General features: G+C 55.5%; 18 protein-coding genes. 5 read left to right on the top strand and 13 right to left on the bottom strand.

The window, feature by feature from the left end; all coding sequences use genetic code 11:
• Positions 1–68: 68 nt before the first annotated feature.
• The 3 genes from FKN99_RS05060 to FKN99_RS05070 form a co-directional block, all read right to left on the bottom strand.
• Positions 69–2,186, bottom strand: a complete 2,118-nt coding sequence (locus FKN99_RS05060; protein ID WP_172116894.1) for a TonB-dependent siderophore receptor — start codon at positions 2,184–2,186, stop codon at positions 69–71.
• A gap of 111 nt (positions 2,187–2,297) precedes the next feature.
• Positions 2,298–3,221, bottom strand: coding sequence for a helix-turn-helix transcriptional regulator (locus FKN99_RS05065; RefSeq protein ID WP_172116895.1), 924 nt, complete (start codon positions 3,219–3,221; stop codon positions 2,298–2,300).
• 199 nt (positions 3,222–3,420) lie between these two features.
• Complete coding sequence (locus FKN99_RS05070; protein ID WP_172116896.1) at positions 3,421–3,801, bottom strand: accessory factor UbiK family protein; 381 nt, start codon at positions 3,799–3,801, stop codon at positions 3,421–3,423.
• 352 nt (positions 3,802–4,153) lie between these two features.
• Between FKN99_RS05070 and FKN99_RS05075 the strand changes: the two genes are divergently transcribed.
• From FKN99_RS05075 to glnK, 3 genes are all read left to right on the top strand, one after another.
• Positions 4,154–4,492 carry a P-II family nitrogen regulator gene (locus FKN99_RS05075; RefSeq protein ID WP_172116897.1) on the top strand — a complete coding sequence of 113 codons (339 nt, stop codon included), beginning with the start codon at positions 4,154–4,156 and terminating at the stop codon, positions 4,490–4,492.
• Between the two features lie 46 nt (positions 4,493–4,538).
• On the top strand, positions 4,539–5,786 hold the full coding sequence (locus FKN99_RS05080) for an ammonium transporter (RefSeq protein ID WP_172116898.1): 1,248 nt from the start codon (positions 4,539–4,541) through the stop codon (positions 5,784–5,786).
• A 164-nt stretch (positions 5,787–5,950) separates the two neighbouring features.
• Positions 5,951–6,289 (top strand): P-II family nitrogen regulator, encoded by a 339-nt coding sequence (gene glnK / locus FKN99_RS05085; protein WP_027337179.1) that lies wholly within the window; start codon positions 5,951–5,953, stop codon positions 6,287–6,289.
• 155 nt (positions 6,290–6,444) lie between these two features.
• On the opposite strand, the gene FKN99_RS05090 is transcribed toward glnK, so the two are convergent.
• Positions 6,445–7,221: a ferredoxin--NADP reductase gene (locus FKN99_RS05090; RefSeq protein WP_087110558.1), complete on the bottom strand. Its 777-nt coding sequence runs from the start codon at positions 7,219–7,221 to the stop codon at positions 6,445–6,447.
• A gap of 166 nt (positions 7,222–7,387) precedes the next feature.
• Between FKN99_RS05090 and FKN99_RS05095 the strand changes: the two genes are divergently transcribed.
• On the top strand, positions 7,388–8,314 hold the full coding sequence (locus FKN99_RS05095) for a LysR family transcriptional regulator (RefSeq protein ID WP_172116899.1): 927 nt from the start codon (positions 7,388–7,390) through the stop codon (positions 8,312–8,314).
• Positions 8,315–8,318: 4 nt separating this feature from the next.
• Here FKN99_RS05095 and FKN99_RS05100 read toward each other — a convergent pair whose 3' ends face one another.
• The 8 genes from FKN99_RS05100 to phnD all read right to left on the bottom strand — a co-directional run bounded on the left by FKN99_RS05100 (position 8,319) and on the right by phnD (position 18,362).
• Positions 8,319–10,175, bottom strand: a complete 1,857-nt coding sequence (locus FKN99_RS05100; RefSeq protein WP_172116900.1) for a methyl-accepting chemotaxis protein — start codon at positions 10,173–10,175, stop codon at positions 8,319–8,321.
• Between the two features lie 96 nt (positions 10,176–10,271).
• Positions 10,272–12,383, bottom strand: a complete 2,112-nt coding sequence (locus tag FKN99_RS05105) for a methyl-accepting chemotaxis protein (protein WP_172116901.1) — start codon at positions 12,381–12,383, stop codon at positions 10,272–10,274.
• A gap of 51 nt (positions 12,384–12,434) precedes the next feature.
• Entirely contained in the window at positions 12,435–14,306 is a 1,872-nt protein-coding gene (locus tag FKN99_RS05110; protein ID WP_172116902.1) for a methyl-accepting chemotaxis protein, read from the bottom strand.
• Positions 14,307–14,425: 119 nt separating this feature from the next.
• Positions 14,426–14,857: a host attachment protein gene (locus FKN99_RS05115; RefSeq protein ID WP_172116903.1), complete on the bottom strand. Its 432-nt coding sequence runs from the start codon at positions 14,855–14,857 to the stop codon at positions 14,426–14,428.
• Between the two features lie 65 nt (positions 14,858–14,922).
• Positions 14,923–15,732, bottom strand: coding sequence for a phosphonate ABC transporter, permease protein PhnE (gene phnE / locus FKN99_RS05120; protein ID WP_172116904.1), 810 nt, complete (start codon positions 15,730–15,732; stop codon positions 14,923–14,925).
• A complete protein-coding gene (gene phnE, locus FKN99_RS05125; protein WP_172116905.1) occupies positions 15,726–16,538 on the bottom strand; it encodes a phosphonate ABC transporter, permease protein PhnE in 813 nt (270 codons plus the stop codon). Before phnE (FKN99_RS05125) ends, phnE (FKN99_RS05120) begins: the two co-directional genes overlap by 7 nt.
• Positions 16,525–17,322, bottom strand: coding sequence for a phosphonate ABC transporter ATP-binding protein (gene phnC, locus FKN99_RS05130; protein WP_172116906.1), 798 nt, complete (start codon positions 17,320–17,322; stop codon positions 16,525–16,527). Before phnC ends, phnE (FKN99_RS05125) begins: the two co-directional genes overlap by 14 nt.
• A gap of 53 nt (positions 17,323–17,375) precedes the next feature.
• On the bottom strand, positions 17,376–18,362 hold the full coding sequence (gene phnD / locus FKN99_RS05135; protein ID WP_172116907.1) for a phosphate/phosphite/phosphonate ABC transporter substrate-binding protein: 987 nt from the start codon (positions 18,360–18,362) through the stop codon (positions 17,376–17,378).
• Positions 18,363–18,544: 182 nt separating this feature from the next.
• Here phnD and FKN99_RS05140 point away from each other — a divergent pair, with 182 nt between their 5' ends.
• Entirely contained in the window at positions 18,545–19,141 is a 597-nt protein-coding gene (locus tag FKN99_RS05140) for a histidine phosphatase family protein (protein ID WP_172116908.1), read from the top strand.
• Positions 19,142–19,162: 21 nt separating this feature from the next.
• On the opposite strand, the gene FKN99_RS05145 is transcribed toward FKN99_RS05140, so the two are convergent.
• Positions 19,163–19,891 carry an amino acid ABC transporter ATP-binding protein gene (locus FKN99_RS05145; protein WP_172117032.1) on the bottom strand — a complete coding sequence of 243 codons (729 nt, stop codon included), beginning with the start codon at positions 19,889–19,891 and terminating at the stop codon, positions 19,163–19,165.
• Positions 19,892–19,940 lie beyond the last annotated feature (49 nt).

A 19,940-nucleotide genomic window follows, 5' to 3' on the forward strand; every position in this document is an offset into this window, starting at 1 on the left:
GTCGTTAGCTAAACCCCGACGACGTGTGGTTAAACAGGGCGACGGGGCTTAGCGGCTCTCTTAAGTTTTTAGAAACGGTAGTGAACGCTTGCTGTAATCCCGCGCTCAGCGCCAAAGTAGCAGTAATCCAGTGAGTTGCATGACGCTACGTAGGATTTATCCAGTACGTTGTTGACGTTAAGGCGGGTTTCGACGCCGTTAACGCCCACATGGCTAAGGTCGTAGCCGATGGTGGCATCGACCAGCGTGTAGTCGGGTACGGTTTCGGTGTTTGCGCGGTCTGCGGCGATATCCGCGTAATGCCTCACACCAACGCCTACATCCACGCCGTTTAGCCAGCCGCTGTTCGCTTCATAATGTCCCCATGCCTGTAGCTGGTGCCGGGGCGAGTAAATCGCATTGTTGCCCTGGTTGCCGTCGTCACTTTTAGCGTAGGTAATATCGGTAAAGCTATAGCCTGCCTGAAGCGAGAGCGTTTCGGTCAGTTGGGTCTGGGCTTCCAGCTCAAGTCCTTGGGACTCAATTTCACCCACGGCGCGGTAAGGGTCAGAGGGCTGCTCTTTGGTGGCTACGTTTTCCTGGCTGATATGGAAAATGGCCGCGCTGTACTGGTTGGCGCTACCGCTGGGTTGGTACTTCACCCCGGTTTCCCACTGCTCGCCTTCCATGGGCGAGAGCAAATCGCCGCTTTCATCCACAAAGCTTGTGGGCGTAAACGCGGTGGAGTAACTCAAGTAAGGCGCTACGCCGTTATCGAATAGATACACCACGCCCGCACGGCCGCTAAGCTGAGTATCGTTTAGTGAGCTTGAAGCGTCGGTATCCTTGTTCGTGTTATCAATGCTTACCCAGTCATAGCGTCCGCCCAGCGTGAAGCGCCAGTTATTGAGCGCAATTTGGTCCTGTAGATAAACACCGGTCTGTTCAATGTTATGTTGTTCCCGAGTAGGGGTATAAAATGCGACGGGATCACCGCCATAAACGGGCTCAAAGGCGTTAATGGGCTGGAAGGCACCGGAAGGCCATGACACATTGTTTTCGCGCTGCTGGTAGTCCACGCCAAAGAGCAGTGTATGCGCCATAGCAGCGCTATCAAATCGAGCTTCAAGCTGATTGTCGATGGTCCATGCTTCAAGGGACTCGTCGCTACCGGAGTAATAGCGGGTTAATTCATTGGAAGTGGGCGATGTCCAGCCAAAGCCGTATACCTGATTGAGTACTACGTCCGAATTCAGGTAACGCAGCATCTGACGGCCAGTGAACTGGTCATTAAAGCGGTGCTCAAGCGAGTAGCCGAACATACGCTGGGTGCGCTCGTAGGCGTCGTAATCTTCTTCTCCGTCAAAGAAATTATTGCTGATTTTACGCCCGTTGCGGGGTGTTACGGCACCTTCATAAGGCACGCCGGAGTGATAGCCGCCTTCAGGTTCATCCTGCAGGTAGGCTTCAACCGTCAGGCTGGTGTCGTCGGTCATGTCCCATGTCAGGCGTGGCGCGATGGCAAAGCGCTGCTCTTCGGCGGACCCGAACTGGGTGTCCGCACCGCTGGCAATACCGGTCAGGCGGAAAGCCACCCGCTGTTGCTCACCAATCGGCCCGGTGAGATCAAACGCAGCGCTGCGTTGATTGTTGTTGCCCACTCGCAAGCGCAGCTCGCCGCCTTGCTCAAACTCAGGACGCTTGCTGTTCAGCGCTACCATGCCGCCCGGAGAGGCGCGGCCATAGAGCACGGAGGCCGGTCCGCGAACGACTTCGATGCTTTCCAAAAACCAGGGGTCGATACGCATCGAACTGTGGGAGTTGGCATCGCCCATCACTTTCAGGCCATCCAGAAACGTATTGCTTAAGCTGCCATCGGAAAAACCGCGCAACACTAAATAGTCGAAGCGGTTTGAAGCGCCCACCTGGTTGGAGTAAACGCCTGGCGTGTAGTCGGTTGCGCGCTGGACGGTCGTTACGCCACGCTCTTCCATCTGCTTCTGGGTAATGGTTGACACACTTTGCGGCGTCTCGATAAAGGGTGTTTCTACCTTGGTGGCAGCCTGCTGAGCAGTGACCGTAACTGTCGTTAATTGATGAGCAGCATCCGGTGATGTTTGGGCGTAGGCGGCAGATACCGAGCCGCCTGCCAAGGCAATGGACAGTGCAAGGTAGCGATAGGAAAAGCGGTGCGGGAGCATAAGCATGACAATAATTCTCTACCGTTTGTAATAATGAGAATTATTGCCTTTTAAGAACCTGTTGAGCTATGCAATATGCCAAATCAGCTATGCGTTATGCCAGTGTTGATGATGCGCTTAATGTGTTTTGGCCCTGCTGCTCACTTCTGTTGGCGCAACACCGAAGTGGCGTTTGAAAGCCGTCGTAAAATTGGTGGCATGGCGATAGCCACAGGCATGGGCTGTCTGTTGAACACTATAGCCTTTTTCCAAGTGGCTGTAGGCTTGTTGAAGCCGACAGTGGCGTAAGTGATCAAAAATTGAGCAGCCGTAAAGTGCACTAAATTTCTGGCGCAAGCTGCTGGAGCTCATCGCCGCACGACGAGCCAGGCCGCTCAGGCAGTAATCGGTCATTGGGTTATTGCGCAGCTCGGCATGTAATTGAGCAAGCTGTTCGCGTTCGCGGGCTTTGATGCCTCGTGCAGGTTTACCCTCTCTGGCAGGCGGCGCGGGTAAGCCGTGCCCAAGAAGCTGGAGGGCAAGCCCCTGCCAGACTAATGAATGCCGCCAGTCGTCCAGTGGCGCTTCGCAGGTGGCGCGTAGCTGAGCAAAGAGTGTGGAAGGTGGCGCCCAGGCATGCAGCTGAGGCGCTTGAGCGCTAGGCAACGCATTAGGAATAGTGGCCAGTACCGCAATATTGAGAGTACGCAGCCGTGGCTGTGCCGGTTGTTCAACGATCAACGGCGCCTGCGGGGTAAAGTGCGCGCAAAGCCCCTGCCCCGCGCCTATAGTCAGCCGCTTCTGGCCTTGGGCGATGTCAATCCAGCCTTCCAAAACAATACTTAGAAACCAGGGCACTGTTTGCGTAGAGCGGGAGACATAGCGTTGACGAACAGCAAGGTCGGACAGGGTGAGATGCAGCGCAGAAGAGAGCGGCAAATCACTGACGTTGCCTTGGGCAATGGGGTCGTCAATTCCCTCCCCGGCATACAGGTAGTCAATGCCGAACGTTTGGCCCAGTTGGCTAAGTGTCGATGGCGTTAACGACGTCAAGGTTGGCATCAATAAGGACCCTGCGGCTTGGTAATCCAGTGATCAACCCAGCGAGAAAACGCCGCCCAAAAGAGCGACGCTTGGAAAGAGGAGCGGTTCGTGGGTTATCCAGAGAACGCGTAAATCATCGTGATCCTACCATCAGTAGATTAAAACGCAATGATAGGTGTTCTCATTTTGGTGGCGGCAGGCGTTACCAGCACTGTGCTTACGTATCGCTTTTCTTATCGTCGTTCAGTGTGCTGCTGGCAGCCGGTTTTGGGGCAGCGGGCGCATCCGTATCGGCGTTGGGCTGAGCGCTTTCAGTGGCCTTAGTGGCGACTGGTAGGTGCTTCTCAGGCTGACTCGCTTCCATCGTAGCTTCCAACTGCGCTACTTGCCTCTCCAGGGCTTCTACCCGTGAACGCGTGCGCTGTAGAACGTCCATCAGGATATCGAAGTCTTCCCGCGATACGAGCTCCAGCCGATCAAAGGCACCACGAACCACCTGTTGAACGCCTTTCTGAATATCTTCCGGCGCTTGTGACGCATTTTGTAAGCGGTCGCCAATCTGTTGTGCCAAACGGCTAATACGATCCTGGGGCGTCATGGTTCTCTCCTTAAATAATGATGCTTTAAAAGTGGGCACTATTTTAAGGATACGCAACCCGCCGCCAGTACGCATGTATTGCGTATGGCATTGGTGCATTTATTCGTTTATCTCGTTGCCCAGTCATGGTGCGCCAACCGTTCGCGTCGGTTCTTTTTTGGTGCAATCGGTTGCGCCCTACGCCTTTCGCGATCTTAGGGTGTGCGTAAAAGCGCCTTATGTTTTGTTAAGTCACTAAAAATTAATAAGAAATTAGCTAATGGCACGGTATGCGCATTAGTAGAGCATCGCCATTTTCAGCGGCAATGCCGCTAGCTATCTAGCAGGACTTATCCAGCAGGAGAGATATGGGATGAAACTCATCACCGCCATCATTAAGCCATTCAAACTTGACGATGTCCGCGAAGCACTGGCCGACAACGGCGTGCAGGGCATTACCGTGACAGAGGTAAAAGGTTTTGGGCGTCAGAAAGGGCATACCGAGCTCTACCGGGGTGCTGAGTACGTGGTCGATTTTCTGCCCAAGGTAAAAGTAGAAGTAGCGGTTGACGATGCGCGCCTGGAAAGCGTGATGGATGCCATTTGTAATGCCGCTAACAGTGGAAAAATCGGCGATGGCAAAGTATTCGTCACGCCGCTCGACGATGTTATCCGAATTCGTACCGGTGAACGCGGCGTTGATGCCGTTTAAACAGGGGCTTACCGGGCTACTTCGTAGTTCAACGGGGAACTAACAAATGAACGAACTGGCTGATCTGAGCTACGCGCTCGACACGTTTTACTTCTTGATGTGCGGCGTATTGGTCATGTGGATGGCCGCGGGCTTCTCTATGCTTGAAGCGGGCATGGTGCGCGCTAAAAACACCGCCGAAATTCTGACGAAAAACATCGCGCTGTTTGCGATTGCCTGCACCATGTATCTGCTGGTGGGGTATCACCTCATGTACTCCAGCGGCGAAGGCGGCTTCTTGCCAAGCCTGGGCTTTCTGCTGGGTACTGAGAACAGCGTCGATTCAGTGCTGGCGGGTGGCGAAGATGCGCCGTACTACTCCATGCGCGCTGATTACTTCTTTCAGGTTGTCTTTGTGGCTACTGCCATGTCGATTGTTTCCGGTGCGGTCGCTGAGCGCATGAAGCTATGGGCCTTTTTGGCCTTCGCTGTGGTCATGACCGCCTTTATCTATCCGGTTTCTGGCTACTGGACCTGGGGTGGCGGATGGCTGAGCAGCGTGGGTTACTCGGATTATGCCGGTTCGGGTATTGTTCACATGGCAGGCGCTGCCGCTGCTCTGGCGGGCGTGCTGATTTTGGGGCCGCGTAAAGGCAAGTACGGTAAAGATGGCGCTATCCATGCCATTCCCGGTGCCAACATGCCGCTGGCAACGCTGGGTACGTTCATTTTGTGGATGGGTTGGTTCGGTTTCAACGGTGGCTCTGAGCTAAAAGTCTCGGATATCGAGTCGGCCAACAACGTCGCCCAGGTGTTTGCCAATACCAATGCGGCCGCTGCTGGCGGTGTGATTGCCGCGCTGGTCTTGGCCAAACTGTGGTTCCGTAAAGCGGACCTGACCATGGCGCTTAACGGTGCGCTGGCAGGCCTTGTGGCGATTACCGCTGACCCGCTCTCGCCAACGGCATTAGGTGCCACCATTATCGGTGCGGTGGGCGGTGCCATTGTGGTCGTAGCGATTGTATCGCTTGATAAGCTCAAGCTGGATGATCCGGTCGGTGCTATTTCTGTTCACGGCGTGGCGGGTATTTGGGGCGTGTTGGCGGTGCCTATCACCAATGATGGCGCGTCCTTCAGTGCTCAAATTATTGGTATTGCGGGTATCTTCGGTTGGGTGTTTCTGACAAGCCTGGTGGTCTGGCTGGTGCTGAAAGCCATAATGGGCATCCGGGTGAGCGAAGAAGAAGAGTATGAAGGCGTGGATATCGCGGAATGTGGTCTTGAAGCCTACCCTGAGTTTAGCGTTAAGAAATAAGCATAATACTAAGCAAGTGAGCTGGCGTGCTCCTTTATGGCCTTCCTTTCGGGGAAGGCCTTTTTATTCTCCGCCTGTAGCGGTGTATGCTTAGCACCAGAGGTGGCTGGCTTTCGCCGCACCCAATAGACAAGACAATGGCCACCAAGCTAGAGGATGTCGCAATGAAATTGATCTCAGCCATTATCAAGCCGTTTAAGCTTGATGACGTACGCGAATCGCTCTCCGATATCGGCGTGCAGGGCATTACTGTCACAGAAGTAAAAGGGTTTGGTCGTCAAAAGGGCCACACGGAGCTTTATCGTGGAGCTGAGTACGTGGTGGATTTCCTGCCCAAAGTGAAGCTGGAAGTCGCTGTCGATGACGATATGGTTGAGCAGGTAATTGATGCGATTACCCAAGTCGCCAACACGGGTAAAATCGGCGATGGTAAAATCTTTGTGATGCCGCTTGAGCAGGTCATTCGTATTCGTACCGGCGAAACGGGTAAAGACGCGGTTTAAGCGGGTGAAGGGTGAGTCGTGAGGGATAAGTAGTAAGTCATGAATCAAAGCCCTGCAGAGTATCTCCGCAGGGCTTTTTATCAGCGAGTGACGTATGAGGGGGCAGTGATCTGGTTCGACTATTCACACCTCACTCTTCACGCCTCGCCAATCCATCACTTCTCAACAAACGCACGCTCGATCACATAATCACCCGGCTCACCCATACGCGGTGAGATATTCAGCCCCAGCTCATCCAGCAGTGCGCTGGTGTCATCCAGCATCGCGGGGCTGCCACAAATCATGGCGCGGTCCTGGCGCGGGTCGATCGGCGGAAGGCCGGTATCCTCGAAGATTTTACCGCTGCGGATATGGTCGGTTAAGCGGCCCATGGTATGGAACTCTTCACGGGTTACCGTGGGGTAATAGACCAGCTTATTGGTAATATCTTCGCCCAGATACTCGTGGGCAGGCAGCTCTTTGGTAATAAAATCAGCGTAGGCCAGCTCAGATACTTCACGCACACCGTGCACCAGCACGACTTTCTCATAGCGCTCATACACTTCCGGGTCCTGAATCAGGCTCATAAACGGTGCAAGGCCCGTTCCGGTCGAGAGCATATACAGGTTGCGGCCCGGCAGCAGGTCGTCGCACACCAGCGTACCGGTCGGCTTACGGCTGACCATGATTTGATCGCCTACTTTCAGATGCTGCAAGCGTGAGGTCAGCGGGCCATCGGGTACCTTGATGCTGAAAAACTCAAGGTGATCCTCATAGTTCGGGCTGGCGATGGAGTAAGCACGCATCAGTGGTTTGCCGTTCACTTCCAGACCGATCATGACAAACTGGCCGGTTTTAAAACGCAGGCTGCGCTCGCGCGTAGTGCGGAAGCTAAACAGGGTATCGTTCCAGTGGTGAACGCTGAGAACTTCTTCCAGAGCAAACTTACTCATACCAATGTCTCCCTATAGCGATGCTGGCAGGAAATCACAGCATCTATATTCTTTAAAAGAATAAAAAATCATGAAATATGTTGTCATCAATTCTAAGTAAAGGTGATATATCTGTTAAGCGAATTATATTGATAACACTTATCTTTAAAATCGATATAGGCCCTGTATGCACTATACCCTCCGGCAATTGGAAGTCTTTGTCGCGGTCGCTCAGCACGAGAGCGTCTCGCAAGCGGCGCGTGCGCTGGCCATGTCTCAATCGGCTACCAGCACGGCGCTTGCCGAGCTTGAGCGCCAGTTCGACTGCCAACTGCTTGACCGCATGGGAAAGCGGTTAAAATTAAATGCGCTGGGCTTTCAACTGCTGCCCAAGGCGGTAGCACTGCTTGACCGCGGCGAGGAGATCGAAGAGCTTCTTCGTGGCCAGCAAGGCGTTGGGGCGCTGGACGTGGGGGCCACACTAACCATTGGCAACTACCTGGCCACGCTTCTGATCAGTGATTTTATGCAGCGTTACCCAGGCAGCCGGGTGCGCCTTTCGGTGCGTAATACGCGCCATATTATCGAAAGCGTGCGCCAGCATTCACTGGATCTGGGCCTGATTGAAGGCCAGTGCGATGACGAAATGATCATCAGCCAGCCTTGGGTTGAGGATGAGCTGTGTGTTTTCTGCTCGCCGCGCCACCCGCTGGCGGGAAAAGAGCACCTCGAACTTGAGCAACTGCTGCGCGAAGACTGGATCATGCGTGAAGAGGGGTCAGGCACCCGCATGACACTAGAGCACGCCGCACGCCACCGGCGCAGCCGGTTTAATACGTTGCTGGAGCTGGAGCATACGGAAGGGATTAAGCGGGCGGTAGAGTCGGGGCTTGGCATCGGTTGTGTCTCGCGGCTAGCGCTACGCGATGCCTTCCGGCGGGGAAGCCTGGTACCGCTTCCCACGCCGGAGCTGGATTTAAAGCGTCAGTTCACCTTTATCTGGCACCGCCATAAATACCTCACCACGGGCGTGCGTGAGTTCCTGCGCCTGTGTCGTGAAATGACCGCAGGCGCTAAACGCAGTGACGATATTGAGCTGCCGCCGGTGCCTTAAGTGCTCAATGCTCGGTCACCGCGTTGGGCGAGTGTAATGCCAGGGGCGCTGATGCGTGCTGCGATAATTTAAAGCTGCCAATGGTGGTGGCTAAATGATCAGCCTGCTCTTTTAACTGCTCGGCGGCGGTGGTGGACTCTTCCACCATAGCGGCGTTCTCCTGGGTCATGCGGTCCAGTTCGGCAACCGCAATGTTGACCTGGTTGATACCGTCGCTTTGCTCGCTGGTGGCCGCTCGTATCTCTTCCAGTACGTCCGAGACGCGCGTGATGTGGGCCACAATATCCTTCATGGTGGCCCCCGCATTACGAACAAGCGTAGTGCCGTTATTGACTTTGCTTTGTGAATCTTCAATCAGTTTTTGAATATCGTTGGCCGCTTCGCTGCTGCGCCTGGCAAGCTTGCGTACTTCCTCGGCGACCACTGCAAAACCTCGTCCATGTTCGCCTGCTCGGGCGGCCTCCACAGAGGCATTCAGCGCCAGCAGGTTGGTCTGGAAGGAAATGCTGTTCATCAACGTAACGATATCACCGATTTTATCGGACGCTTGGGTAATATCTTCCATGGTGGTGACTACATTCGCGACCACTTGGCCGCCTTCATTAGCGACTTCAGAGGCGGTTTGCGAGAGCTTGTTGGCTTCTTGAGCCGAGGCAGCGGTGTGCTGTACGGTACTGGTGATCTCTTCAATAGACGCCGACGTTTGCTGCAGGCTGGCCGCGGTGTTGTCGGTGCGGCGGGATAGGTCCTGACCACCCATGGCGATTTCATTCGCTGCATGATGCACCGATACGCTGCTGGTGCGTACATCGATCAACACAGCCTCCATTTTGCCGACAAAACGGTTGAAGGTACCACTTATCTGGGCGACTTCATCACGCCCATGTTCTGGCAGTCGGCGGGTCAGGTCTCCTTCGCCGCTGGCAATATCGTCCAGTGCATCCCGTGCCCGCTCAAGGCCAGAAAAGGTGCGTTTGAGCCACAGGCTTAGCAGCAGCGTCGTCACGGCGATGATGACCAGCAGGGTGATCAGCGAAGAGCTTAGAATGGCGCGCAGGCCAGAGGTCGCTTCATACTCATCAAGCGCGACACCTAGCTCCCAATCGGTACCGGCGATTGATGTTGCAGACAAGCGTTTGGTCTGGCTGCTAACGTCAATAGGCTCCCAGATGCCCCGGGTAGCGCTCAGCCGTTGAAGGGTACTAGGCGTTAAGGCATTGCTGATTTGGCTTAGCGGTTCAAGCGTTAGCGCTGCATCAGGGTGCGCAATCACCGTCTCGCCACCGCTACTTAGAAAAGCGAAGCTTGAGGGGGTGGGTTGAATAGCGTTGACCTGGTTAACCAGATTATCAATCACCACATCACCGCCGATGACACCGTAAAGACGGCCGTCGCGTTTGACCGGTGTTGCGAACGTAACGACCAATTGATTGCTGTTGGCATCCACGTAGGGTAGCGAAACGATAGTGTCATCCTGGGTCACCGCCGTCTGGTACCAGTCGCGCTCGCGTGGGTCGTAATCATCACCGGGTATCCAACCATCGGACGAGAGAAGGCTGCCATCAGGCTGGCCAAAAAACGCCGCCAGAAACCCGCCAGATTTCGCTAGCTGCACCAGCGGCGCGCGCGGGTCGTTATCCATCACCGGCGTGCGCGCTGCCTCCAGCATGGCTACACGGGCGGTCACCCACTCCTCAATGGCCAGCGCGTTACCCTGTGCGATGGATTCGAGCTGTTGGGCGACCTGCTCATCGTTATGAGCTTGTAGGGTCGAATAGTTGACAAAAGCGTTGATGGTTAAGGCCAGAGTGATCACAACCAGCGTAATCACCAGAATGCGCAAGCGCAGGGACGACAGCATGAGTAGAGCCTCATTAATAAGGAAGACAAGGGAGAAGGCTTCGTACATCCATCCAATACGGCGGCGATATAGCAACCTATCGCCGCCGCTGATGGGTTAGTCGGACGAAGAGGGTGGAGACGGCAACTGATGGCGAGAAGAAGTGTTGCTGGCTTCAAGCGTAAAGCCACCGACGAGTGCCGAGAGCCGTTCAGACTGCTCCTTGAGCTGCTCGGCAGCCGTGGTGGACTCTTCTACCAGCGCCGCGTTTTGCTGGGTCATCTGGTCCAGGTCGGTCACCGCGATGCTGACCTGACTGATACCATCGCTCTGTTCGCTTGCTGCGGTGCTTATCTCGGCCAGCATTTGGGTGACGCGTGTGACGCTTTCCGCCAGCTCATGCATGGCCGTTTCAGCACCCTTGACCAGTTGGGTGCCACTTTCCACCTTGCCCGTTGAGGCATGAATGCGCTGGCGGATATCGGCGGCGGCGTCGCTACTGCGAGACGCCAGTTTGCGAACTTCATCAGCCACCACCGCAAACCCACGGCCATGTTCTCCCGCACGTGCTGCTTCTACCGATGCGTTCAAGGCCAGCAGGTTGGTCTGGAAGGCGATGCCGTCAATCACGGTCACAATTTCCTGAATTTCAGCCGACGTCGTGCGAATGTCATCCATGGTGACCACCACCTGCTCAAACGCCGAGTTGGTCCGCGAGGCCAGTTGTGAGGCCGTTTGAGAAAGCCCACTGGCTTCCTGGGACGCACTGGAGGTATGTCCGACGGTGCTGCTGATCTGCTCCATGGCCGAGGACGTTTGTTGCAAGCTGGCCGCGGCCTGGTCGGTGCGCCGTGAAAGGTCCTGGCCGCCCTGGGTAATCTCACTGGCGGCATGGTGAACGGATTCACTGCTGGCGCGTACATCCACCAGTACATCGTGGATCTTGACCGCAAAGGCGTTGAACTGAATGGCAAGTTCGGCGCTTTCATTGCGTCCACGCACTGGTAGGCGTTGGGTTAAGTCGCCATCGCCTGAGGCAATGTCACGCATACGCTCGGCGAGGGTTCGCAGCGGGCGAGAAATACTGCTGCCCAACACCCAACTGACCAGCAAGCCCAGAAGCGCGATGACAAGGCCCATGCCCAGCATGCTCAACATGGAGGCCGTGCGTTGCTCTTGCATCTGCTCCTGCATGTTGTTTAAGCCAGCAAACACGGCTTGCTCGGGTAAGCGAAGCATCAATACCCAGGGCGCTTCAGTACCGCCGATGGTAAAGGGCCAATAGAGTTCGATCATCCCCTGCGCCTGGTCAACGTTACGGACCACGTCGCCCTGTTGAGCACGGCGAATATGCGTCTGTAGGGAGGGATTAAAGGCTTCGTTTGCAGATTTCCCAACCAGGGAGGCATCGCTGGTGTAGGCCGTGACGCCTCCCTGCGAGGCGATAAGCGCTATTTCGCCCGCGCCGCTGTATAGCGTTTGGTTGGCCTCGTTAAGTATCGACTGAATAAAGTCGACCGTATAATCAACGCCTGCAACGCCACGAAACTCTCCATCAACGATGATAGGGGCATTGAACGAGGTGACCAACGTGAGCTTGCCGTCGTAATCGAACTGCGCCGGGTCAACGATACAGGGGGCAAGCGTTTCACGCGGGCATAGATAGTACTCGCCGCTGCGCACGCCGCTTGCCTGAATAGCCTCACTCTCCATAGTCTCTCCTAGAGGAAGCGCGGCTAAATCACCGTTCTCGGTGCGATACCACCAGGGTTGGAAACGGCCATCGTCACCGTAGCCAAGACCCTCGCGCCCGGCAAACCGCGCATCCAGACCAAAGGCGTTTGGTTCCCAGCCGATATAGGCATCCAGTATTTCGGGGTTGGTGATCACCGTTTGGCGTACCAGCAGCGAAATTTCGCGGCGGCTGAGGTTCAGTGCCGGTCGGCCGTTGTTATCCCGCTGTCCCAGCATGGCATTGGTGGCGGCCAGGTTTTCGGCAATCTTGAGGGTTTTTTCAAACTGGCCCTGGATAAGCTCAGCCTGCGCTGAGGCAACCGCCGTTAAGCGTGCTTCGATATTGCGCTCAAGCAGCTCTTTGGTCTGGTCTTCTACCACCGCCTGAGAGCGCTCATTGGCAACCAGTGAGTAGGCGGCCAATGCCGCCACCACCAGCAAGATACAGCCGCCTACCAGGAGGGTAATTAACGTACGGACTGACTTGAAATTCATGGTTTTTATTGCCCTCAGCACTTGGTTATGTCGTGACTAGCCATGCCGTGATTAGCGATGGCGTGACGCGAGGGTGGGAGAGGGCGGTATAAGCCGGCCATGTTGGGATGCTGAACCGTTTGATAGGGTGAAACCGCCAACGACATCGGAAAGGCGCAGTGACTGCTCTTTTAGATGCTCGGCGGCGGTAGTGGACTCTTCCACCATCGCGGCGTTTTGTTGGGTCATGCGGTCAAGCTCAGCCACCGCGATATTAACCTGATGGATGCCGTCGCTCTGCTCGCGCGTGGCGGCACCAATCTCACCCAGCACATCGGTGACACGGGTAATACTCTCCACAATGTCACGCATGGTGGCACCGGCGCTTTGAACAAGTTCGGTGCCGTTGGTGACCGTCTGGTGTGAGGTATCGATCAGCGTTTTGATGTCGTTGGAAGCATCGCTGCTGCGCTGTGCAAGCTTACGAACCTCATCCGCCACGACCGCAAAGCCCCGACCATGTTCACCGGCACGGGCTGCTTCAACGGAGGCATTCAGGGCTAGCAAGTTGGTCTGGAAAGCAATGCCATCCATCAGTGACACAATATCACTGATTTTATGCGACGCTGCCGAGATGTCGCCCATGGTGGCCACTACCTGATCAACTACTTGACCGCCTTTGTTGGCCACTTCAGAGGCATTCATCGAAAGCTGGTTGGCCTGTTGTGCAGCCTCTGCCGTGTGTTCAATGGTGCTGGTAATCTCTTCAATAGATGCCGAGCTTTGTTGCAGGCTGGATGCGGCATTATCGGTGCGGCGAGACAGGTCCTGCCCGCCCATGGAAATTTCATTGGCGGCGGTCTGTACCGACTGACTACTGTCGCGAATGGTCAGCATCACCTCATCCATTCTGGCGACGAATCGATTGAAAGAGTGGGCGATTTGGGTGACTTCATCGTTGCCTTCTTCAGGCAGACGTTGGGTCAGGTCCCCCTCACCAGAGGCAATATTATCCATGGCGTTACGCACACCCAACAGGCGGCGCAGCAGTAGCGAAAGCAGTAGGCCAAAGGCGAGCGCCGTTATAACCGCGACCACGACCAGGATAATAAGGGAAGAGGTAGTAATGGCGCGTAATCCTGCGGTGGCTTCGTACTCGTCCAACGCGACAATAAGGCGCCAGCCGTTTTCACCGCCAATCACGTGGCCTAGCAATAGCTTGTTGTCGCCTTGCAGGGCAAGAGGCAGAGGCGTGGTAGCGCCCATTAATTGATTGATGGAGCCTGCCGTAAGCTGTTCGTTAATGGCTGACACAGGCGTCAGTATCAAGTCAGCATCGGGGTGGGCGACCAGCGTGCCATCGTGGGTGGTGAGAAAGCCAAAGCTTGAAAGGGTCGGTGAAATGCCTGTCACTGTCTCGATGATGTTGCTGATAGGAATATCAGCACCTACCACGGCAGTCAGTTCACCATTCAGGTAGAACGGGCGAGCGAACGTGACCACCAGCTCGTGAGTTTGAGCGTCAATATAGGGCGCGGTAATAATCGCTTCTTGTGCGCTGACTGCCGCTTTGTACCAAGGGCGTTCTCGTGCGTCGTAGCCGCTTGGGGGCTGAAAGTCGTTGTCATAGGTAATCTCTCCCGCCCCAGGGTAGCCAATATAGGTGGAAATAAACCCACCTGAAGTAAGGAACTGACGAAGTGCCGGGCCGGGGGCATTACTGGTGGCCGCTGTTTCCATGCTTTCCAGCATATCCAGTCGAGCGTTAAACCACTCGTTCAAGGCTTTGGCATTGCCGCTGACCACCGCTTTAAGGTTACGTGCTATCTGTTCATCGTTGTGATGTTTTACCGTTGCGTAGTTGACCACGCCATTGATTATCAAGCCAAGGGTGATCGCTGCAAGAGCGGCCAGAAGAATACGTACACGAAGGGAGGAAAACATGGTCACTCTCTTTGTCGATAAGCAACCGTATGCGCTGCTGCATACGGAGTAAGGGTGATTAGCTTATCGGCGAAAGCGACCACTACTTTAGTAGAAATCCCATCATTGCCAGAAATTATTTACCGCATGTCGCTAACGGCTTCCTGGATGTCGTTAAGTGATGCTTTGCTAAGATCTTTCGAGAGCGTATGGAGTACCAGTTTCTGGGTTGGCGCATCAAGCTTTTCGCGCAGCAGGCCCAGGAATTTGGGCGGTGCGACGATAATCAGTTTTTCCATACTGTTATTGACGCGGGCATTATAAAGGCATTGAGCCACCTCTTTGGCAAACAGCTCGTTCTCATGTTTTAACGCTGTCCCCCCTTCGGCAGACGAACGTGAACTCGATGACATGGACTCATGTACATCCGCGCCTGCACTGTCTGTAATCAGATCCCCCTCATGCAGGCGGCCTTCGGCATGAACCAGGCTCTCTTTCTCCTTCAGATGAAGAAAGTCACGAGTGAAAATGCGTGCTCGAGCGGCATCCGCTACCACGATATAGGTTGTCATCAGTCAACGTCCTCCATGCCGTTAGGGATATATTAACCATGGCAAGCGTTTGGCATTCGGTCAAACTAGAGCACTTTACGTCGTAAGAGACTGGTTATTGCTTCACCAATCAGCACTAGCACAATAATTGCGATCAGAATGGTCGCCACGGTAGGCCAGGCAAAGGTATCAATGGCACCCTGCAGAATGACGCCGATCCCGCCTGCGCCCACCAGTCCCAGCACGGTAGATTCGCGAATGTTGATATCCCAGCGCAGGATCACGATGGCGAAAAACGCTGGCATCACCTGGGGCACGATGGCATAGACAATTACCTTGGCCTTGGAGGCGCCGGTGGCTTCCATGGCTTCGACCGGTCGCTTATCGATTTCTTCGATTGCTTCGCCCATCAACTTGCCGATAAACCCGATAGAGCGAAACACAATGGCGAGAATGCCTGCCAGCACGCCGGGGCCGAAGATCGCCACGAACAAGAGCGCCCAGATGATGGTGTTCACCGAGCGGCTGGAAACCAGAATGAACCGCCCCAGCCACAGGCAGGCCCGGTTGGGCGTAGTATTCTGTGCGGCGATATAGGCCACCGGCAATGCCAGAAAAATGGTCAGGAAGGTGGCAAGCGTGGCTATGTGTACCGTTTCGATCAGGGCATTTACGATATTGCCAAGCCCGGCAGCGCTGGGGGGCCACATGCGCGCGCCCAGCCCGGAAATCTGGTTGGGCGCATCCCACACCCAGGGCCAGAAGATATCGATATCGCGAACCGCCCATACCACCACCATCAGAGTGATGAGCAGCACGGCAAAGCGAATAAGACGTTCCTTGCGATCAAAACGTTGCCAAACGTGGTCGGCGAGTTTCTGTGCATGATCTACCATATTTTTTTCCTCACCCAGCCGCTGATACCTTCACTGAGTAAAATGACCGCGATGATGACCAGCAGGATCGCAAAGGCGAAGTCATAGTCATAGCGCCCGAAGGCGTTCATCAGCGTGCCGCCAATGCCGCCGGCACCCACGATACCTACCACGGCAGACGCCCGCAGGTTGCTGTCCAGCTGGTACATGGAAAGCCCTACCTGGCGCGGTAGAATCTGCGGGAATACGGCGTAGAAGAGCGTGGCCAGATACCCGGCGCCAGCGGCGCGCATGGCCTCTACTTGGCCCCAGTCGATCTCCTCGATCTCCTCGGCCAGAAGCTTGCCGACAAAGCCGATGGAGTAGAGCGTGAGCGTCAAGATGCCCGCCAGCGGGCCAAACCCCACAGCGGCAACGAACAGAATCGCCACGATCACCGGGTGAAAGCTACGCGAGATAATGATGACTGCACGGCCAATCAGGTAGATCGGCATGGGCGCAATATTGCGCGCCGCCATCACGGCAAAAGGGATCGACAGGAAGACGCCCAGTAGCGTGGCCAAAATGGCGATCTGAAAACTCTCCTTGAAGCCGGTCAGGAGAAGTTCGTAGCGCTCGAGGTTGGGTGGAAAGCCGCCGCTGAAGATACGTGCGGCGCGGGGCAATCCTTCAGAGATGCGCGCCCAGTTGAACGGTAGCGAACCAAATGCCCACACCAGATATACCGCCGCGACGATGATCAGCCCGTAGCGAAGTAGAGGATTGGCAATGAACGGCGGTTTCTTCCAGGTGCGCGGCGTGCTGGATGAAGCCTCAGGCGGGGTCATGGGCGCGCTCCTCTGATGGGGCGTCGCTTATCGCATCGTCCGGTGCTTCGATGCCGCCGTAAATGGCGTCCAGCGCGTCTTTATTGAAATCACTTGGCACGCCATCAAAAATCATCTTGCCGTGGCGCAAACCCACAATGCGCTCGGTGTAGGTTTTGGCCTGGGCCACGTTGTGGATATTGATCAGCACCGGCAGTGAAAGCTCGCTTGCCAAGCTCTGCAGTAGCATCATGATCTGCTCGGAGGTGCGCGGGTCAAGCGAGGCGGTGGGTTCGTCGGCCAGCAACACGTCGGGCTCCTGCATCAGCGCCCGTACCACGCCTACCCGCTGGCGCTCGCCACCGGAAAGCTCATCGGCGCGCTTGTTGGCGTAGTGGGCAATGCCCACACGCTCCATCAGCATAAATGCGCGCTCAATATCCGCCTGCGGGTAGCGGCGGGTAATTGCCTGATAGAGATTCACGTAGCCCAGCCGCCCAGCCAGCACATTCTCCATTACCGTCAGGCGGTCCAGCAGGTTGAAGCCCTGAAACACCATGCCGATCTTGCGACGCGCACGGCGCAGGTCAGCGCCCCTGAGATGCACAAGCTCGGTACCGTTGAGGGTAATGGAGCCGGAGGTCGGCTCCACCAGGCGATTGATACATCGCAGCATGGTACTTTTACCGGCGCCGGAGGCGCCCACAATCGATACCACGCTATTGCCCTCAACCTTCAGGTCGAGACCTTCCAGCACGGCTTTGTCGCGGCCATACCGTTTGACCAGATTCTTGATTTCCAGCATGTTTTCGCTTCCATCGGTAGCTAACAAACCGCGCCACGCGGGCGCGGTACGTTTTACTCTTCCAGATTGTCAGGCGTATAGCTCACGCCATTGGCAGCCTGGATGGTGCGAATTACCTGCCAGTTATCCTTGTAATTGATGGGAATGAACTTCTCGACACCCTCAAACTCTTCGCCAAGCTCTGTGCCTTTAAAATCGAAGCTGAAGAAGGCCTCTTCGATCTTCTCGACCAGGTCCGGGTGCAGATTGTAGGCGTAGTTATAGGAGGTGGTGGGGAAGCGGTCGGATTCAAAAATCATGCGGACGTCGTCGGTGTCGTAAAGCCCGCGCGCGGCCATTCGATCAACCACTTCCGAGGCCACTGGGGCGGCGTCGTAATCGCGCGCCACGACGCCCAACATGGATTGGTCGTGGCTGCCAGAGTAGACCACTTCGTAATCTTCGTCAGGTGTTATACCCAGTTCAGGCAGTAGTGCCCGAGGCGCCAGATTGCCTGAATTAGAAGTGGGTGATGTATGGGCAACCCGTTTACCTTTCAGGTCTTCCAGTTCATGGATGTCGGAGTCTGCGTGGGTGAAAAGCTGTAGGGTATAGCCAAACTGGCCGCTATCTGAGCCCATTAATGCAAAGGGAACTGCCCCTGCCAGGTTGACTGCAAAGGGCGTGGGACCGGTAGAAAAGCCCGCGATATGCAGTCGCCCGCTGCGCATTGCCTCCACTTGGGCCGCGTTGGACTGAACGGCGAAGAAGCGCACATCGCGGCCGGTCACCTCTGACAGGTGGTCGATAAAGGGCTGCCATATATCGGAATAGATGGCTGGATCTTCCACCGGGGTATAGGCAAAGATAAGCGTGTCGGGATTTAGCCATTGCGCCTCATCGGCGGGACGGTCCGCGACCATATCGGAGTTTTCGTCACAGTAAAGCGCATCAAGGTCGCCGCGTTCGCATTCGGCGTAGGCATGACTGGAAAGCAGTGCCAAGAGCGTAGTTGTGGTCAGTAGGGCAAGCGGACGCTTGCAAAACGTCATGGAAGTCATAAGGGGCCTCATTCATGAATTATTTTTGTGTTCTTGCAGTTGCTCAGCAGGCTAATGATGTTCTTTTATATACTTTGTGCCATGATCAAAAGGCGTCAAGTGTTTCGAAAATGTACATTTAGCCATCAAAATATTTATTTTTCGAAAATCGACACTCTCAATCTAGGGTTTGTTACAAAGTTATGTCAAACACTTTTCTTGCCGCCTCCTACCATTGGCGTAATCGTTACCTGTTGATGCGTCATGGTCATAGCCAGGCAAACCAGCAAGCGTTGATTATCAGCAGTCCCGGGCGGGGTGTTGAAGCGTTTGGACTCTCCACTATCGGCGAGCAGCAACTGGCGAGCGCCGTGCATGCATGGGCCTGGCCGGTGCCAACGCAGGTGGTGCATTCTGATTTTTTGCGCACCACCCAAACGGCTGCCCGCGTGGCCGAGGCCTTTAAGCTTACGATGACGCCCGACAAGCGCCTTAGAGAGCGCTCCTTCGGTGAGTTGGAGGGCGGCTCGGACGAGCGTTATCCGGATGTGTGGGCGCTGGATGCCCAGAATGCCGACCATACTACGCACCAGGTAGAGGCGGTGAGCGCGGTGGCTGCGCGCATGATGACAGTAATAGAGGAGCGGGAGCAGCAGTGCGAGGGAGAAACCATCCTGGTCGTTAGTCACGGCGACCCGCTGCAAATACTGCTGACCGCCTTGCAAGACAGGCCACTCACCCAACACCGTGAGCAGCCTGCTCTGTTACCGGCCAGCATTACCCAAGTGGGCGCGCCTTAGATCGCGCCTCCCCCGTATACCTTAGTGCCCCAGAATCTGGCTCAGGAACAGCTGGGTGCGCTCGGACTGCGGGTTATTGAAGAACGGCTCCGGCGCATTTTCTTCGATGATCTGCCCTTGGTCCATGAAAATCACTCGGTCGGCGACGGTTTTGGCAAAGCCCATCTCGTGGGTCACGCAGAGCATGGTCATGCCTTCCTCGGCAAGTTCGACCATGACGTCCAGTACCTCTTTGATCATCTCCGGGTCGAGTGCTGAGGTAGGCTCATCAAATAGCATCACATCCGGGTGCATGCACAGCGAGCGGGCAATCGCCACGCGTTGCTGCTGGCCGCCGGATAGCTGGCCGGGGTACTTTTTCGCCTGCTCGGCGATACGCACGCGTTCGAGATAACGCATGGCCTGCTCTTCGGCTTCCCAGCGTGGCTTCTTCTGCACCCACATGGGCGCAATGCAGCAGTTCTCCAGCACTGTCAGGTGGGGGAACAGGTTGAAGTGCTGAAACACCATACCCACGCTGCGGCGTATCTGCTCAATACGTTTTACATCTTGGGTCAGCGGCACTCCGCCAACCACGATATCGCCCTGTTGGTGCTCTTCCAGGTGATTAATGCAGCGAATCAGTGTTGATTTACCCGAACCGGACGGGCCACAGATAACGATCCGCTCGCCGCGTTTTACTTCGAAATCAATATCGCGCAGTACGTGAAAGTCGCCGTACCATTTGTTAACGCCGCGCATTTCGACCATCAGGTCCGACGTACTGTTAGACATGCTGTTGCCAGAGAGGTGGGTGGCT

The organism is Halomonas hibernica, assembly GCF_013183775.1.
GTDB classification, from domain to species: Bacteria; Pseudomonadota; Gammaproteobacteria; order Pseudomonadales; family Halomonadaceae; genus Vreelandella; species Vreelandella citrativorans.

Excerpts from the sequence above, each read along its gene's own strand:
- FKN99_RS05110 (WP_172116902.1), bottom strand. The coding sequence starts at position 14,306 with ATGTTTTCCTCCCTTCGTGTACGTATTCTTCTGGCCGCTCTTGCAGCG.
- FKN99_RS05070 (WP_172116896.1), bottom strand. The coding sequence starts at position 3,801 with ATGACGCCCCAGGATCGTATTAGCCGTTTGGCACAACAGATTGGCGAC.
- FKN99_RS05145 (WP_172117032.1), bottom strand. The coding sequence starts at position 19,891 with ATGGTCGAAATGCGCGGCGTTAACAAATGGTACGGCGACTTTCACGTA.
- FKN99_RS05140 (WP_172116908.1), top strand. The coding sequence starts at position 18,545 with ATGTCAAACACTTTTCTTGCCGCCTCCTACCATTGGCGTAATCGTTAC.
- FKN99_RS05080 (WP_172116898.1), top strand. The coding sequence starts at position 4,539 with ATGAACGAACTGGCTGATCTGAGCTACGCGCTCGACACGTTTTACTTC.
- FKN99_RS05115 (WP_172116903.1), bottom strand. The coding sequence starts at position 14,857 with ATGACAACCTATATCGTGGTAGCGGATGCCGCTCGAGCACGCATTTTC.
- phnE (WP_172116904.1), bottom strand. The coding sequence starts at position 15,732 with ATGGTAGATCATGCACAGAAACTCGCCGACCACGTTTGGCAACGTTTT.
- FKN99_RS05100 (WP_172116900.1), bottom strand. The coding sequence starts at position 10,175 with ATGCTGTCGTCCCTGCGCTTGCGCATTCTGGTGATTACGCTGGTTGTG.
- FKN99_RS05060 (WP_172116894.1), bottom strand. The coding sequence starts at position 2,186 with ATGCTTATGCTCCCGCACCGCTTTTCCTATCGCTACCTTGCACTGTCC.
- FKN99_RS05065 (WP_172116895.1), bottom strand. The coding sequence starts at position 3,221 with ATGCCAACCTTGACGTCGTTAACGCCATCGACACTTAGCCAACTGGGC.
- phnD (WP_172116907.1), bottom strand. The coding sequence starts at position 18,362 with ATGACTTCCATGACGTTTTGCAAGCGTCCGCTTGCCCTACTGACCACA.
- FKN99_RS05095 (WP_172116899.1), top strand. The coding sequence starts at position 7,388 with ATGCACTATACCCTCCGGCAATTGGAAGTCTTTGTCGCGGTCGCTCAG.
- FKN99_RS05090 (WP_087110558.1), bottom strand. The coding sequence starts at position 7,221 with ATGAGTAAGTTTGCTCTGGAAGAAGTTCTCAGCGTTCACCACTGGAAC.
- FKN99_RS05105 (WP_172116901.1), bottom strand. The coding sequence starts at position 12,383 with ATGAATTTCAAGTCAGTCCGTACGTTAATTACCCTCCTGGTAGGCGGC.
- phnE (WP_172116905.1), bottom strand. The coding sequence starts at position 16,538 with ATGACCCCGCCTGAGGCTTCATCCAGCACGCCGCGCACCTGGAAGAAA.
- glnK (WP_027337179.1), top strand. The coding sequence starts at position 5,951 with ATGAAATTGATCTCAGCCATTATCAAGCCGTTTAAGCTTGATGACGTA.
- FKN99_RS05075 (WP_172116897.1), top strand. The coding sequence starts at position 4,154 with ATGAAACTCATCACCGCCATCATTAAGCCATTCAAACTTGACGATGTC.
- phnC (WP_172116906.1), bottom strand. The coding sequence starts at position 17,322 with ATGCTGGAAATCAAGAATCTGGTCAAACGGTATGGCCGCGACAAAGCC.